The 18825-nt window shown below is 43.3% G+C and carries 2 protein-coding genes; both read right to left on the reverse strand.

Annotated elements, in window-relative coordinates:
- Nucleotides 1-55: 55 nt before the first annotated feature.
- The gene (locus V7K84_RS34365) at nucleotides 56-8668 is read right to left on the reverse strand and encodes an amino acid adenylation domain-containing protein (protein ID WP_442941022.1); all 8613 of its coding nucleotides are present in this window, start codon (nucleotides 8666-8668) and stop codon (nucleotides 56-58) included.
- On the reverse strand, nucleotides 8665-18726 hold the full coding sequence (locus V7K84_RS34370) for an amino acid adenylation domain-containing protein (RefSeq protein ID WP_442941023.1): 10062 nt from the start codon (nucleotides 18724-18726) through the stop codon (nucleotides 8665-8667). Before V7K84_RS34370 ends, V7K84_RS34365 begins: the two co-directional genes overlap by 4 nt.
- Nucleotides 18727-18825 lie beyond the last annotated feature (99 nt).

Raw genomic sequence — 18825 nt, forward strand, 5'->3', positions numbered from 1 at the left:
GCTCTTTTAAAGAAAAATGCTATTTATGGGTAGAATCTGACGATCAAAAGAAGGTTCATACCCCGTCACCCTTAGTCTCCTGTGCTTCTTCGATGCAAGCTTTCAACCGTTCGGCTAAGACCTGAACATTTGGTTGATTCATCATCGTGACATGGTTGCCTGAGACAAAATGGATATCCACTGGCTCGGTAGAAAACTTGCTCCAGCCCCAGGTCAAATCCTGCAAAATCTCAGAAACTACTTCATTATTAGACTCTTCAACTGCGGGAGTTTCGCTAGCGCGCAAGAGGGTAATTCGGATTGGATAAACCTGTTGTGGTACATAATTAACTAGAGAGTTAGCTTTGAGCAATTGCACCATATTCTTAAACTGCGTAATTTCATCATCGGGAGGCAAGATATCAGCATTTTTTAATCGTTCTAGAACGTATTTCAGTTGATCTTCCCAAACCAAACATTGAAGAATATCGTCAGAAATATCTAGTTTTTTTGCGTGAACAATTTCGATTGCATCTGCCAGTTGAGCTAGCCATTTAGCATTATCCCAATCAAAACCTTCTGGCTTTTCCTGATAAAAAGGTGCTGTAGTATCAAGAATGGCAACTAAAGCAACCTTATGGCCTTTGCGAAGTAACTGCTGCGCCATTTCAAAGGCTAATTTACCGCCAAAAGAATGGCCTGCTAAAAAATACGGCCCCTGCGGTTGAACAACTAAGAGTGTTTGAATGTACTGGGCGGCTACATCCTCAACTGGAGTAATTGATTCCGATTCTCCAGAAAGAGCATTTGCTTGGAAACTGTAAAATGGTTGGTCTGAACCCAGACAACGCGCTAAGTCATACAAATAGAAAGGAGTACCAGCAGCTCCTGGAAGGCAAAACAAAGGTGGCTTGGAACCGTTCGGCTGAATTGCTACTAAGGGAGACCAAATTGAGGAACCCGAATCCGCTTGCACAATAGTTGCCAACTGTTCAATAGTAGGATTTTGGTAAAGGCTGGCGATCGCAATATCTTTACCAAACTGCTTTTTAATTTGAGCCATTAAGTAAGGCGTTAAAAGCGAGTGACCACCAAGGTCAAAGAAATTATCTCGTACTCCTACCTTGTCCACTTTCAAAATTCTTGACCAGATTTGCGTTAATTGCAGTTCTACTTGGCTACGTGGTGCAACAAATTTGTCTGCGTCACTGGTGTCAGTAGGTGCTTGCAATGCGCGACGGTCTACCTTACCGTTGGGTGTTAGTGGTAAGGAATCCAGAATGACTATTGCCGGAACCATGTAAAGCGGTAGTTTTGCTTTTAAGAACTGACGCAGTTGGCTAATTGTCGGTACACAGTTTTCATGCGGTATTACATAGGCCACTAAACGTTTATCACCTGGGGTATCTTCCCGAACAATAGCCACAGTAGTTTGAATTTCCAGATGTTGATTGAGTAAAGTTTCAATTTCTCCAGGTTCCACCCGAAATCCCCGAATTTTCACCTGATGGTCAATGCGACCCAGAAATTCAATATTGCCATCCGGTAAATAACGCGCCAAATCCCCAGTTTTATACAAGTAATCTTCAGCTTTAAAGGGATTAGGAATAAATTTTTGCTTTGTTAACTCCGGACGATTATAGTAACCGTTAGCTAACCCAACGCCGCCTATGTAAAGTTCACCAGTCACACCGATAGGAACTGGTTGGAAATTACTATCGACAATGTACATTTGTGTATTATCAATAGGTTTTCCTATTGGAGGGTAAGCAGGCCAAGTATCTGGTGTACCTGAGAACGTAAAACCTGTTACCACATGGGTTTCGGAAGGCCCGTAATGATTATGCAGCGAACAATTTTCCAAATTATTAAATAAATTAACAATGGGTCGATTTACTTGCAGTTGTTCGCCGGTGGTAATAATCTCTGTAATATTTTTGAACAAATGTTTTTGCTGTCCGTATACCTCTGCCAATTGCTGAAGCACAACAACTGGAAGAATTACCTTCTGTATAGGTTTGCTTGCTAGGAAGTGAATTAAACTGTCCAAATCCAAACGCACAGTTTCGGAAACTATAAATAGCGTTCCGCCAGAACACCAAGCAGCAAACATTTCGTGAATGCTGGCATCAAAACTTAATGAGGAAAATTGAAGAACTCCCACTTCTGTTTGTAGAGTAGCTAAATGCCATTGAATCAAATTAGTGATTGCTCGATGAGGCAAAGCTACGCCTTTTGGTTTACCTGTAGAACCAGAGGTAAATATCACGTAAATTAAGTTACTAGGTTCTACACCAGCAATGAGATTTTCCTGGCTATATTGAGAAATTACTGCCCAGTCAGTATCTAAACAAACAACTTGCCCTTCATGTTGGGGTAGTTTGCTAATCAGTTGTTGTTGGGTAAGCAGCACCCTTACCTGAGTATCTTCGAGCATGAAATGCAAACGCTCAATTGGATAGTCTGGGTCAAGTGGTACATAAGCACCACCAGCCTTTAAAATCCCCAACAGTCCCACAACCATTTCTAATGAGCGTTCTACACACAATCCGACTAGCACATCTGGTTTCACGCCCAAGGACTTCAAGTAGTGTGCTAATTGATTTGCCCGACAGTTTAATTCGTAGTAAGTAAGTCGTTGAGTCTCAAACTCTACCGCCACTGCATTTGGGGTACGCTCTACTTGTTCCTCAAACAACTGATGAATAAATTTATCAATTGGGTAATCAGTTTGGGTATTGTTCCACTCAACTAATAACTGATGCTTTTCCTTTAGTGTGATTAGTGACAATTGGGAAATTTGTTGCTGTGGGTTAGCAATAATTCCCTCAAGTAATGTTTGGAAATGTTTTAATAAACGAGCGATCGCACCATCATCAAATCGACTGGTATCATAGTTAATCTTCACCAACAATTGCTTACCAGGAGCAGCAATTACAGTTAGCGGATAATTAGTTTGTTCAATGCTGTGAATACTTTCTATAGAGAAACTGTGCTTAGGCGATTTTACTGCCTCATCCACAGGATAATTCTCAAAGACAACAATGCTCTCAAATAAAGGCGTTCCTCTAGAAACTTCACTCCAGCCTTGAATATCTACCAATGAGTTATATGAGTATTGCTCAGACTCCACTTGTTGTGTTTGTAAATCCTTCAACAAAGCTAAGACTTGGGTATCATCTGTAACTTGCATTCGTACTGGCAAGGTATTGATAAATATCCCCACCATTGACTCGATACCGACAAGAGAGGGCGGACGACCTGACACAGTAGCACCAAAAACTACATCTGTTTCTTGACTGTAGCGACTCAGTATTAATGCCCAAGTCGCTTGCACCAAATTATTTATCGTTAGTTGATGCTGCCGTACAAAAGTCTGTAGGGTAGCTGTTGCTTGCTCTGTCAGTTGGATTTGTTGTTCGCTGTAACTAGAATTTAGCTGCTGTCGTTTTGACGATGGTTTATCAACTATCAAAGAAGTGGGTGAGGTAAAACCTTGGAGTTTTTCTCTCCAGAATTGTTCAGCTTGGGTTAAGTCTTGTTTCTGTAGCCAAGCAATATAGTTGCGATAGCTTTGGGCTGGTTGAACGACTACAGTTTCACCTTGAGAAATTGCTTGATAAAAATATAATAAGTCTTTGAAAATCAAAGGCGTTGACCAGCCATCAAGCAATAAGTGATGAGAACTCCAAACGAATTGATAACTATCCGCACTCAATTGAATCATGCTGAGGCTCATTAGTGGTGCTTGATTCAGTTGGAAACCCTCTTCTCGCTGTGACTGCAAGAAAAGCTCTAATTGCTGTTGCTGCTTTTGTGTAGATAGTTGTTGCCAATCATGGGTTTTTAGGTTAAGATTCACCTGCCGATACACAATTTGAAGTGGCTGGGTTAATTGCTCCCAAACGAAAGCAGTCCGCAAGATTGAATGCCGTGCTACCACTTGCTGCCAAGCTTGCTCAAAAGCTGCTACGTTCAACTCACCTTTTAAAGTAAAACTTAACTGCTCAAAATATACTCCTGAGTCTGGAGCATACAAACTTTCAAACAGCATCCCCTGCTGCATGGGAGAAAGTGGATAAATATCTTCAATATTCTTGGAGTTAGTTTTGCCTAAACTTGCCAACAGTTGGTCTAGTTCTAGCTGGTTTAGCTTCACCAAAGAGAAATCTGAAGGTGTATAACCTCCACTCTCAGGTGATGAACAATGAGCAATCAACTCTTGCAAGATTTTAACAAAATCTTGCGCCAGAGTTGCGATCGTGGTTTGCTGGTGGACATTAATGCTGTAAGTCCAACTGATTTGCAACCGTTCTCCAGCAATAATGCTATTGATGTCTAATAAATGAGCGCGGTTGTTGAGCAAACTTTGGCTGTGTCCCGCAGACTCACTAGCCATCTGCATCCAAGAAGATGTATTGAGAAGTTGATCGAATTGACCCAAATAATTAAAACTGATTTCTGTTTGCCTAAATGCTCGAAGTTGAGCAGCAATTTCTGCATCCTGACTCAGATAGCGCAATAAGCCGTAGCCAATTCCTTTGTTGGGAATAGCTCGCAGTTGTTCTTTGACAGATTTTAAGAAATCTGCTGGATTTTCTATTGCTCCCAGTTCCACAAGTACAGGGAAAATGGTCGTAAACCAACCGATAGTGCGTGATAAATCCACACCATCAACAATATCTTCTCGCCCATGACCTTCTAAATTGAACAGCACAGAGCTTGAGTTAGTCCATTTTGCCAAAACCAGCACCAAGGCAGTCAGTAGCACATCATTAATCTGAGTGTTGTAAGCCTTTGGCACATCTTGCAGTAAGGCACGAGTTTCGATCTCATTTAATGACACTGATACTGTACTGGCAGACGCAACGGTGTTTGCCCCTTGTGTATAGTCAACTGGGATGGGAGAAACTAAGGTGCGAGATTCATTCAGCCAATAAGCCACTTCAGATTTGAGGGCTTGTGATTGTGCATAAGCTGTTAATTTTTCAGACCAATCTTTGAAAGAAGTTGTTTTGGCAGTCAGGGCAATGGCTTTACCTTGAGCAAGTTGCTGGTAAGCTGTTTGTAAATCCTCTAATAAAATTCGCCAAGAAACACCATCAACTACTAAGTGATGGATGACTATTAGTAATCGCGCCCTTTTGTCAATACCCAGATGGAAAAAGGCTACTTGCACTAGATTTTCTGACAGATTCAAACTCGCCTGAAAGAAAGCCGCTTTAGTTTCAATAGCAGTTTGTTGCTCACTTTCTGGAAGTGTCGATAAGTCTATGTAAGAGAAGGCAACGCTATTAGTCACAGCAGAGTGAATCTGCTGCCAAGTGGACTCAGATTGTGTAAAATGTAGCCGCAGAGCATCGTGATGTACTAGCAATTGCTGCAATACTTGCTTTAATAACTCTGTCTTGAGGTCAGATGGTACTGAGAGCAGAAATGATTGATTAAAGTGGTGCGGCTGTGGTAAATTTTGCTCAAAGAAATAGTGTTGAATTGGCGTTAGAGGTAATGTCCCTGTGACTAATCCTTGTTCTACCGCGATCGCTTCAGTTGTCTCAGCGACTGCTGCTAACTTGGATATTGTGTGGTGCATAAACAGTTGCTTGGGACTGATCGCAATTCCTAGCTGATTTGCTCTAGCAATAATTTGAATACTGAGAATCGAATCTCCACCGAGTTCAAAAAAATTATCATGTATGCCTACTTGCTCGACTTTTAGGACTGATGCCCAAATTTGCGCTAGCATTTCTTCAATCGGAGTGCGCGGGGCAGCAAAACTTACTTCCAGTCCCTCACGAGAGTCTGGTGCAGGTAAAGCGCGACGGTCTACCTTACCGTTAGGAGTTAGTGGTAGCGACTCCAGCATTACACAAGTATGTGGCACCATGTAAGTAGGCAGTTGGCTAGAGAGGAAAGAGCGCAACTGGCTGATGGTAGGTGTTTGTCCTAGATGCGGTACTACGTAAGCGACTAGGCGTTTATCACCAGGAATGTCTTCACGGGCCATAACACAACACGCCTGGACATCACCATGTTGGTTCAGTAATTCTTCGATTTCTCCCAACTCGATGCGGAAGCCACGTATTTTTACCTGATTGTCAATGCGCCCTAAATATTCGATATTGCCATCTGGCAGATAACGTGCCAAATCCCCTGTTTTATATAATTTTGACTTTTGACTTTTGACTTCTGTCTTGTCAAACGGATTGGAGATAAATTTTTCTTGTGTCAACTCGCTTCGGTTGAGGTAGCCACTAGCCAAAGAAGAACCACCGATGTACAACTCTCCTGGTACACCAATTGGTACTGGTTGTAAGTTCGAGTCTAGAATGTAAGTCTGTACGTTGGCAATGGGGCGGCCAATAGGAGGTGATGAGATAGTATATTGTCTATTGGATACTACCAGCCCAGAAGTTGTGACAACAGTATTTTCCGTCGGGCCATAGTTATTCACAACCTTAAAAGGGACTAAATCTGAGGAATAATAATGAAGCTTATCCCCACCCACCAGCATTGTTCGTAAAGCTACGCTTTCATCCCATTCTAGAGACAATAACTTCTCTGCAAGTGGCGTTGGCAGAAAACCGATCGTGATTTTTTTTGATGTAAGCCAGTCTCGCAAATGTATTGGTGAGTGAAGGGTTTCGGATCTGACTAAGTAAACACTTGCTCCAGCCGTGAGGTAAGGCCACAATTCCCATACCGCAGCATCAAATGCTGTTCCTGCTAACTGAGTGGCTTTGTCTAATGGGGTGATTTCAAAAGCGTGTTGATGCCAGAAAATCAGATTTAGCAAACTCTGATGGGTAACTAGTACTCCCTTCGGTCTGCCTGTAGATCCTGATGTATAAATTACATAAGCCAAGTTATTGGCTTGCACAGCAGTAATTGCATTATCCTGACAAGACTTAGAAATAGATTGCCAGTCAGTATCTAAACATACAACCTGCGCTTGATGCCCAGGCAACTCTTTCAGGAGTTGCTGTTGTGTCAGCAATACTGGAACTTGAGCATCTTTAAGCATAAAGCTCAAACGCTCAGTAGGATAGTCTGGGTCAAGTGGCACATAAGCTCCACCTGCTTTGAGAATCCCCAACAGTCCTACGACCATTTCTAATGAACGCTCGACGCAAATCCCCACTAGCACATCTGGTTTTACACCCAAAGACTGTAAGTAATGAGCCAACTGGTTAGCACGGCAATTCAACTCTCGATAAGTCAGTTGTTCATTTTCAAACACCACTGCTACTGCATTCGGAGTCCGCTCTACCTGCTCTTCAAACAACTGATGGAGACATTTATCTAGTGGATACTCTACTGCTGTCTGGTTCCACTCCACTAATAACTGATGCTGTTCAACTTGTGTCAGCATTGGCAATTGCGAAATCTGCTCCTCTGGGTTAGCAACAATACCTTCCAGCAAGGTCACAAAATGCCCACTCATCCGCTCAATTGTGCTGGTATCAAATAAATTAGTATTGTATTCCCATACACTCGCTAATCCAGCAGCAGAGTTGTACATTAGCAAGGTAAGATCAAACTTAGCAGTTGTGCTTTGATATGGTATGGAACTGATAGTTAAGTTTGCAAGCTCTAGTTCCGACATGGGTGCATTCTGAAGTGCAAACATCACTTGGAATAGTGGCGTATAACTCAGATTTCGTTCTGGTTGTAATGCGTCCACTAGCATTTCAAAAGGCAAGTCTTGATGAGCATACGCACCCAAAGCTACTTGTCGGACACGACCTAGTAATTCGTTAAAACTGGGGTCGCCTGCCAAATCTGTACGCATGACTAAGGTATTGACAAAAAAGCCAATTAACCCTTCAATTTCAGAGCGATCGCGGTTGGCGATTGGGGTTCCCACCAAAATATCTGCTTGCCCTGTGTAGCGGTAAAGTAGGATATCAAAGGCTGTTAACAGAGTCATAAAGAGAGTACAACCTCTCTGTTGGCTCAGTTTTGCTAGTCTCTTAGTCAACTCAACCGAGAGTGTAAATTCTTTAGTTGCACCTGTGAAAGTCTGCACCGCAGCTCTTGGTCGGTCTGTAGGCAGCGACAATAAAGTTGGTGCATCTTTTAGTTGTTGTTGCCAGTAACTTAGTTGAGTTTGCAGTACATGCCCTTGCAACCACTCTCTTTGCCAAATTGCGAAATCTGCATACTGGATTGGTAGTGGTGCTAAAGGTGACGGCTGACCTTCAGAATAAGCCTTGTACAGTGCTGTTAGCTCAGATACAAACACACCCATTGACCAAGCATCAGAGACAATATGGTGCATACACACTAACAATATGTGTTCTGTTTCTGACAGCACTACTAATGTCGCCTTAATTAATCCTCCCTTTGCCAAGTCAAACGTTTGAATAGCTTGTTGTTGCGCTAATTGTTGTGTAACGATTTCTTGTTCGCTTGGTGGCAGGTCTTTGCACTCAACAACTGAGACTGTCCAATTCGGTTGCGTTTGAATGATTTGAATTGGTTGTCCATCAACTGTGATAAAGTTTGTGCGTAACGCTTCATGGCGATGAATAATTTCTTGGAAGCTTTGTTCTAAGGCAACCCGATTGAGATTTCCCACTAGGCGCAAAGCAAAGGGGATGTTATATAAAGGACTATTTGGCTCTAACTGGTCTAAAAACCACAAACGCTGTTGAGCATAAGATAGGGGTAATTCTTCAGTCATCATCTCTTGCTCCTTGGTAGAATGCGTGGAACAGTTAGGTCTAAGTTTTGTTGCTGTAACTTCCCGATTGATTGCGCCAATTCAGCTATTGTTGCGGTGTCGAACAATTCGCGTAAAGGAAGTTGGACTTTGAAGCGATCGCGGATGCGTGAAACTAGTTGCGTTGCTAGTAGCGAATGTCCCCCAAGTTCAAAGAAGTTATCGTAAATGCCTACAAGCTCTACCTTCAGCACTTGCGCCCAAATTTGTGCCAGCATTTCTTCAATTGGGGTGCGCGGGGCTATATATTTGTCTTTGAGTTCGCTGTGTAAATCAGGTGCTCTCAATGCACGGCGGTCTACTTTACCGTTGGGAGTGAGTGGCATTTCCTCCAACATCACAAAAGCGTTTGGCACCATGTAATCTGGTAGCTTCGCTTTCAGGAATTGCCGCAGTTCACTAATTATGGGTGTACAGTGCTGATGCGGCACTACGTAGGCAACTAAGCGTTTACTTCGACTCCGCTCAGTACAAGTATCACCAGAGGTATTTTCATGGGCGATGACACAAGATGCCTGAACATCACTATGTTTGCTTAGTGCTGTTTCAATTTCACCCAACTCAATACGGAAGCCGCGAATCTTAACTTGATTGTCGATACGTCCTATGTATTCAATGTTGCCATCCGGCAGATAACGTGCTAAGTCCCCTGTTTTATATAACTTACTCCTTCCTGCATCCTCAAACGGGTTAGGAATGAATTTTTCTTTTGTCAACTCTGGACGGTTAAGATAGCCTCGTGCCAACCCAGAACCACCAATGTGCAGTTCTCCAGGTACGCCAACGGTTACTGGTTGCAGATACTTGTCTAAAATGTAGATTTGCGTATTGGCTATTGGGCGACCGATGGGAACAACTTGTCGGTCAAGACCTGGTTTGCAAGTCCAGAATGTTGCATCAATGCAAGCTTCCGTCGGGCCATAGAGATTATGCAAGTTCACATTGAAATTGCTTAACACCTTCTCTTGCAGAGCAACTTGTAAAGCTTCACCTCCGCAGAAAATTTGTTTGAGAGAGTGACAAGTTTCGAGTCCTCCTTGTTCTATGAGGATTTGTAACAAAAATGGTACAAATTGAACAGTAGTGACCTGCCGTAGGGCAATTAACTCTAACAGGTAAGCAGTGTCAGCATGACCTCCGGGTTGAGCTAATAGCAACTGTCCGCCTACTAACAAAGGAGCGTAGAATTCCCAAACTGAAGCATCAAAGCTAAAGGGAGTTTTCTGTAACACTTTGTCTGTTTGAGTTAGCGGGAATGTTGCTTGCATCCAGAACATGTGGTTGCAAAGGTTGCGATGAGAAAGCATCACTCCTTTAGGCTTTCCGGTAGAACCAGAGGTATAAATCACATAAGCCAAGTTAGTTGCTTGTACAGCAGTAATTGGATTATCCTGACTTAATTGAGAGATAGATTGCCAGTCAGTATCTAAACATATAACCCGGGCTTGATGCTGTGGCAACTTTTCCAGGAGTTGCTGTTGTGTCAGCAGCACTCTCAATTGAGCATCTTCGAGCATAAAGCTCAAGCGATCGCTAGGATAGTCTGGGTCAAGTGGTAGATATGCCCCACCTGCTTTGAGAATACCCAACAGTCCCACCACCATTTCTAGGCAACGCTCTACACAAATACCCACCAGCGTATCTGGTTTTACACCCAAAGATTGCAAGTAATATGCTAACTGGTTGGCACGAGTGTTCAATTGCTGGTAAGTCAGTTGTTGATTTTCAAACACCACTGCTACAGCATCTGGTGTACGCTCAACCTGCTCCTCAAACAACTCATGGAGACATTTATCTAGTGGATAGTCTACTACTGTTTTGTTCCACTCCACTAGAAGTTGATGACGCTCCTCTGAAGAAACAAGAGAGTGCAACTCATAACGCCCTTGTGGCTGGTTTGCCATTGCCGCCAGAACTCTCAGATAATAATCACTAATCCCGTTGACTTGTTCAGAGGATAACTCGCAGGAATCGTATTTCAAATTCAGTACTATATCAGAAGAGTTGGGACTGACGCTGAATTGAGCAATAAAAGTCAAGTTTGTTTGTTCAAAAAACTTTCCACCTAGCAGCTGCAAATTATCGAGTCCCAGCACCTGTTCGTAGACGTGGAAATGGGTAAAATTAAACGCCGTCTCAAATAAAGGCTCACCACCCAAATTCCTTTGCATTTCCGCCAAAGGATAGCGGCGGTGCGGCAACATTTCTCGTTCTGCTGCAAACACTTTTTGCACCAAGTCTGTCCAAGTGCCTCCAGCAAATTGCAGGCGGAATGGCAATGTATTGAGGAATAGTCCCAGGACTCGTTCACCATCACTTTGCTCAGGTCGTCCGTTAGCTGTTAGACCCGTTACTACATCCTCTTCACCAGTGAGGAAATTTAATACTCGCAGATGGGCAGCCAACAACACACTCTTGAGTGTAACTTCTGCAGACTGAGCCAGTTGTTTTAAGCCTGCAAAAATTTCAGGGGATAAAGTCACCTCTTGCACACCAACTTCTCGAACATTGGTATTTGTTTGCACAACAGACCAGCGAGGTAATTTGGTAAAAGTGCTGTCGTTTAACCTTTCACTCCAGTATCGCCCAGTTGACGATGAAGCGATCGCTTGTTGCTCTAAAGCCACGAAATCCCGGAACGCAATACTGAATTGTGGCGATACATAATCGACTGGTTCGCCTAAAAGCGACAAGTAACGCTTAAGCAACTCACTCATCATCGAGGCAACACTCCATCCATCGAGAATGGCGTGGTGAAAACTCAAAGCCAGATTAAATGTTTCTTGTGTGCGACGATGAACAAAGAAACGCACTAAGGGAGGATGAGTCCAATCAAAATGCCGTTTCTTTTCAACTTCAAACCAAGCAGCTAAGGCTTCTTCTTGCTGGGAATGATGCAAATGACACCAATCTTCCACCTGCAAGGGAACCTCAACTTGCTGATGAACCAGTTGCAACGGAATACTGAAGTTACTAAGCTCAAATGAAGTCCGCAGTACAGCGTGATGATTGACTAAATCTTGAATAGCGACCTGTAAAAGTTGAACATCAAGAGGGGTTTTAAGGTGGAAACTGAAAATATCGTGATAGACTGCACTATCTTGGCTGTACTCACTGTGGTAAATCATTCCCATTTGCAGCATAGCAAGGGGATAGGCATCCTCTAGACCATCAGGTAACTGCTGTTTGTCTGCTTGAGAAATCAGACTGAATGGTTGAGTTAATTCTAATCTTGTGATGTCATTTTCTTGTGTTTTCAGTTCCTGGACTAGCTCGTGAATCGTTTGATATTGGAATAACTGTGCAAGAGAGAAACTCAAACCTTGTTCTTTAGCTTGAGACAGCACTTGAATACTACGGATAGAATCCCCACCTAAAGCAAAGAAGTTATCATTAATACCTACTTGTTCAACACCGAGAATCTTAGTCCAGATGGCGGCTAATATTTTCTCTTCTGGAGTGCTAGGTGCGACAAAAACATCTTCTAATTCTGGTCTTGCGGTGTCAGGTACAGGCAAAGCACGACGGTCTACCTTACCATTTGCTGTCAATGGTAGAACTTCTAACTGCACAAAAGCACTTGGTATCATGTACTCTGGCAGCTTTTGTTTGAGGAAGCGACGTAGTTCTGCGGCTGTGGGAGATTGTTCTGTTTTCGGCACTATGTAAGCTACTAAACGTTTGTTGCCCGGTTCATCCTCCCGAACCAGCACCGCGCTTTCCCAAATGGCTGAGTGTTGCGCTAGTAGTGCCTCAATTTCTCCCAACTCAATGCGGAAACCGCGAATTTTCACTTGTTGGTCAATTCGCCCTAAATACTCCAACTCGCCATTAGGCAAATAACGTGCTAGGTCACCGGATTTATATAGTCGTGCTTTTGGGTTATTGCTAAAGGGATTAGAGATAAACCTCTGTGCTGTCAGTTCAGGGCGATTAAGATAGCCACGCGCTACCCCAGCACCGCCAACGTACATCTCGCCAGGAACCCCAATCGGTACTGGATGAAGATGTTCATCTAGCACATACACCTGTAAGTCAGGAATCGGACGACCAATTACACTTGCCGTGCTATTCAAATCGGCTTTGCTCAATGGACGGTAGGTGACGTGTACAGTAGTTTCCGTAATCCCGTACATATTTACTAACTGTGGCAATTGGTCGCCGTGACGCTCAAACCAAGGCTGTAAACTCTTTAGTTCTAAGGCTTCTCCACCGAAAATTACCAAGCGTAAGTTCAAATCCTCAGTAGTTGCTGTTGACTGTTCGGCTTGAATCAACTGACGGAAAGCTGAGGGTGTTTGATTGAGAATTGTGACTTTCTCTTGACATAACAATTCATAGAAAGACTCAGGCGATCGCGTCACTAAATAAGGCACTACTACCAGTCGTCCACCATAAAGTAAAGCTCCCCAAATTTCCCAAACAGAGAAATCGAAAGCGTAAGAGTGGAACATTGTCCACACATCATCTTGATTGAAGTGATACCAAGAATTTGTCGCTTCAAATAGACGAACTACATTTGAGTGGTTGACTAAGGTGCCTTTCGGTTGACCTGTAGATCCTGATGTGTAAATGACATAAGCTAAGTTATCAGTTGTTAAGCCACTAACGAGATTATTTTTACTTTCGGTGGATATGTCTTCCCAGTCTTTATCTAAGCACAGTACATGTGCCCCATGTTCTGGTAAGCTAGTGAGCAATTTCTCTTGAGTCAACAGGACTGATACCTGTGAATCATTTAGCATATATGCCAAACGCTCTTGAGGATAGTCTGGGTCAAGTGGCACATAAGCTCCACCAGCTTTGAGAATACCTAATATTCCCACGATTGTTTCTAGCGATCGCTCAACACACAACCCAACCAGCACATCCGCTCCCACGCCCAAAGACTTTAGGTAATGCGCCAACTGGTTAGCACGACTATTCAACTCACCATAAGTCAGTGGTCGATTTCCAAACACCACAGCTACAGCATCAGGGATACGCTCTACCTGTTCCTCAAACAACTGATGGATACACTTATGCTGGAGATAATCCGCCTGAGTATCATTCCACTCAACTAATAACTGCTGTTGCTCAACTTCTGTCAGCAGAGGTAACTGTGAAATCTTCTGCTGTGGGTTAGCAACAATACCTTCAAGCAACGTCACAAAATGCTCAGTCAGGCGCTCGATTGTGCTGGCATCAAACAAATTAGTGCTATATTCCCACACACCCACTAGTCCAGCACCTGTACTGAGCGTAGTCGTTGGCGAAGCCTCTGCCTCAGCAGAAGTAGCAGTGGTCTGCATTAACAAAGACAAATCAAACTTGGAAGTTGCACCTGCTGCCGGTAAATAACTGATAGTTAAGCCAGTAAGCTCTACTTCAGATATAGGGGCATTCTGGAGTGCAAACATCACCTGGAACAGTGGAGTATGACTGAGATCCCGTTGGGGCTGCAATGCTTCCACTAGCATTTCAAATGGCAAATTCTGATGAGAGTATGCATCCATTGCCATTTCTCGAACACGAGTGAGCAATTCGCTAAAACTGGGGTTGCCTGCCAAGTTGGTACGCATCACTAAGGTATTGACAAAAAAGCCAATTAACCCTTCAATTTCACTGCGATCGCGATTTGCGATCGGTGAACCAACCAAAACGTCATCAGATCCTGTATAACGATAAAGCAAGGTATCATAAGCTGCTAACAGCGTCATAAACAGAGTACAACCTTGCTCTTGGCTTAGTTTTACCAATCTATTAGTTAACTCAACTGATAGTACAAACTCTTGATGTGCGCCAGCGAAAGTCTGCACAGCAGGTCTGGGTCGGTCTGTGGGTAACGACAATAAAGCTGGTGCATCTTTGAGTTGCTGTTGCCAGTAACTCAGATGGCTTTCCAGCACATTTCCTTGTAACCAGTTTCGCTGCCAGATGGCAAAATCTGCATACTGAATCGCTAATGGTGTTAAAGGTGATGGTCGATTTTGAGAATAAGCATTATAAAGTGCTGCTAGTTCTTGCACAAACACACCTATTGACCAAGCATCAGAGACTACATGGTGCATACACATTAACAAGATGTGTTCTGTCTCATTAAGAACTACTAATGTCGCCCTAATTAATGCTTCACTAGCGAGATCAAATGGTTGAATAGCTTGTTTTTGTGCTAATTGCTGGACGGCTATTTCTTGTTCGGTTACTTCTGCTGAGGCAGAGGCTACGCCAACGACTTCGCTCAGTACAAGTGTAGATAAATGCTTGAAATCAACAGCTGAGACTGTCCAATTTGGTTGTGTTTGGATGATTTGAGTTGGTTGTCCATTAACGACGACGAAATTGGTACGTAAAGCTTCGTGGCGATAAATAATTTCTTGTAAGCTTTGCTCTAAAGCAACTTGATTGATATTTCCGACTAGACGTAAAGCTATGGGTAAATTGTATAAGGCACTGTTCGGCTCTAATTTGTCTAAAAACCACAAACGCTGTTGAGCAAACGACAGTGGTAAGTCTGCATTTTTTGGTCTTGGTAAGATAGGCAGTGCAGACATATCTAAGTCCTGTTGCTGCAACTGCTCAATTGCTTGTGCTAATTCCGCCACTGTCGCTTTGGCAAACAACTCACGCAATGGTAGTTCCACTTTGAAAACATTGCGGATGCGTGAAACCAGTTGCGTTGCTAGTAGCGAGTGTCCTCCAAGTTCAAAGAAGTTATCATTAATGCCCACTTGCTCTACTTTCAGCACTTGCGCCCAAATTTGTGCCAGCATTTCTTCAACGGGGGTGCGCGGGGCTATATATTTGGCTTTGAGTTCGCTGTGTAAATCTGGTGCGGGTAGGATGCGGCGGTCTACCTTGCCGCTAGGAGTTAATGGCAACGACTCCAATATCACAAAAGCATTGGGTATCATGTACTCTGGCAGCTTTGCTTTGAGAAATTGCCGCAGTTCATTGATTGAGAGTATACAGTGCTGATGCGGTACTACGTAGGCGACTAAACGCTTACTTCGACTCCGCTCAGTACAAGTATCAACTGGGGTATCTTCACGGGCGATGACACAAACTGCTTGTACATCACTATGTTGGCCTAATACTGCTTCAATTTCGCCTAACTCGATGCGAAAACCACGTATTTTTACTTGGTTATCGATGCGACCAAAGTATTCAATATTGCCATCTGTTAAATAGCGTACTAAATCCCCAGTTTTATATAATCTACTCTCTCCTGTCTCATCAAACGGGTTTAAAATGAACTTCTCTTGTGTCAACTCTGGACGATTGAGGTAGCCCCTAGCTAGGGAAACACCACCGATGTACAACTCTCCTGGGACACCAATAGGTACAGGCTGTAAATATTTATCTAAAATATAAGTCTGTGTATTTGCAATTGGCTTTCCAATGGGAGGAAGTAACGGCCAATTTTCCACTGGCTCAGTCAGTCTAAAAGTAGTAACCACATGACTTTCCGATGGCCCATAATGATTGTGCAATGTACAATCACTAAGTTTGTCCAACCATTGAGAAATCGCCGGAGTAATCTGCAATTGTTCCCCAGCAGTAATAATTTCCCTCGGATGACTATTAACTAACTCACTATCAATAGCGACTTCAGCTAGTTGCTGTAAAACAACAAAGGGAACAAACAGTCTCTCAATAGCTTTTTCTTCGAGGAAACCTAACAAAGCTACTGGATCTCGGCGTAGTTCCTCCGCAATTAAGAACAATGTGCCTCCCGAAAACCAGGTAGTGAATATTTCTTGGAAGGAGACATCAAAGCTAATAGGGGCAAATTGCAGGGTTTTTGCTCCAGTAGAAATTGTATTATTTTGAAGTTGCCACAGAATCAGATTGCAAAGAGCAAGCTGATTAAGGGCTACACCTTTAGGTTTACCCGTAGAACCAGAGGTATAAATTATATAAGCTAAATTATTCGTTTGTACACTAGTAATGGTATTGTGCTGACTTGAGTTAGAAATTGCCTGCCAGTCAGTATCTAAGCAAACAAGATGTGCTTGATGCTCAGGCAGTCTCTCAAAGAGTCGCTGCTGGGTTAGTAGCACTGAAACTTGAGCATCTTCAAGCATGAAACTCAGGCGCTCGCTGGGATACTCTGGGTCAAGTGGCACATAAGCCCCACCTGCCTTGAGAATTCCCAACAATGCCACTACCATTTCTAATGAACGCTCCACACATAAACCGACCAGCACATCGGCTTTCACACCCAAAGACTGCAAGTAATGTGCCAACTGGTTAGCGCGACAGTTCAATTGGTGGTAAGTCAGTTGTTGATTTTCAAACACCACTGCTACAGCATCTGGGTTACGCTCTACTTGCTCCTCAAACAACTGATGGATACACTTATCAAGGGGATAGTCAGTTTGAGTATCGTTCCACTCGACAAGTAACTTTCGTTGTTCCGGTTTTGTCAGCAAGGGCAATTGCGAAATTTGCTCTTTGGGATTAGCAACAATGCCTTCTAGCAAAGTTACAAAATGACCCGCCATCCGCTCGATAGTGCCTGGATCGAACAAGTCGGTGTTGTACTCCCACGTACTCACTAGTCCAGTGGTAGTGTTTTCCATGAATAAAGTCAAATCAAACTTAGCAGTTGTCCTTTCTGTCACTAATGGACTGACAGTTAACCCAGTTAGATCCACTTGAGATATGGAAGCATTCTGGAGGAGAAACATCACCTGAAACAACGGTGTATAGCTGAGATCCCGTTCTGGCTGCAATGCTTTTACCAACTCCTCAAAAGGCAGGTCTGAATGAGCGTAAGCTTGCGACATCAGTTGACGCACTCGACTCAGCAACTGCTTAAAACTGGGATTACCTGACAAATCGGTACGTAGCACTAAAGTATTGACAAAAAAGCCAATCAAGTCTTCAGTTTCTAAGCGATCGCGGTTAGCAATGGGCGTACCCACTAAAATGTCATCAGAGTCTGTATAGCGATAAAGTAAGGTAACAAATGCTGTGAACAGCGTCGTGAACAAAGTGGCTTTTTCTTGCTTACTAAAATTGGCAAGTGCTTCACTCAGTTCAATTGAAAGTTTTATATGTTGACGCGCTCCTCGGAAAGTTTGAATGGCTGGTCTAGGTCGGTCTGTGGGTAATTCTAGTAGGTTAGGAGCGTTTTTGAGTAGTTGCTGCCAGTAGTTAAGCTGCGTTTGGAGTACCTCTGTTTGCAACCACTGCCGTTGCCAAATAGCAAAGTCGCCATACTGAATTTGTAGCTCAGGTAGCTCTGGAGACAAGTTATTGCACAGAGCTGAGTAAATGGTTGCTAACTCCCGCATCAATACGCCCACTGACCAAGCATCGAAGACGATGTGGTGTAATGTTAGTAACAAGACGTGTTCTAGCTCTGTGAGTTTAAGCACAGAAGCTCGGATTAAACCAGAGTTAGCGAGGTCAAAGGGTCGAATAGCTTCTGCCGTGGCTAATTGCTGGCAAGCGATTTCTTTTTCACTTTCAGGTAGCTCTGTTAGGTCTACTACTGACAAATTTAAGGTTAAGCTTTCAGCAATTACCTGAATTGGCTGCTCGTTAAAGGTTCGGAAGTTGGTACGTAAGGCTTCGTGGCGGGCAATAATTTTGTTGAGGCTTTGCTCTAGTGCCACGACGTTTAGATTACCACGAAATCGTAGAGCTGCTTGTTCGTTGTAGAAGGGGTTATTTGGTTCTAACTGGTTCAATAACCAGATTTGTTCTTGGCCAAAAGACAGAGGTAAGTTCTGAGTGCGATCGCCTTTGATCGGGGGTAAATCAGTATCAGTGGCGATACCTCCGGTGAGCTTCCCTTCTGTACGAGAGGCTGCGCCAACGGGACGCTGCACGTAGCTTGCTTCCCCGTTGGGGTACGCTAACTCATTTTTCTGGTGCAGCCACAAAATAAGTTCTGCTTTATTCTTAACTAATAAGTCACGAGTTTCTGCTGTCATTACTCCCTTTGGAGCATTAGCACGCAACTGTTCACCGTCAACCCACAATTTCACACCTTGCTGGGAAAGTTCAGTTACAAATTGCTTGATATTCATATAATTATTACCTTCATACCGAATTTTAGATTTTAAATTTTGGATTTTGGATTGAAAGATTACAAAAGGTCTTTCAATTTTAGATTTTGAATTTTAGAT

It is taken from the genome of Nostoc sp. (assembly GCF_036917315.1).
In the GTDB taxonomy this organism is placed as follows: Bacteria; Cyanobacteriota; Cyanobacteriia; order Cyanobacteriales; family Nostocaceae; genus Nostoc.

Coding starts and splice junctions, on each gene's coding strand:
- V7K84_RS34365 (WP_442941022.1), bottom strand. CDS start 8,668: ATGATGACTGAAGAATTACCCCTATCTTATGCTCAACAGCGTTTGTGG.
- V7K84_RS34370 (WP_442941023.1), bottom strand. CDS start 18,726: ATGAATATCAAGCAATTTGTAACTGAACTTTCCCAGCAAGGTGTGAAA.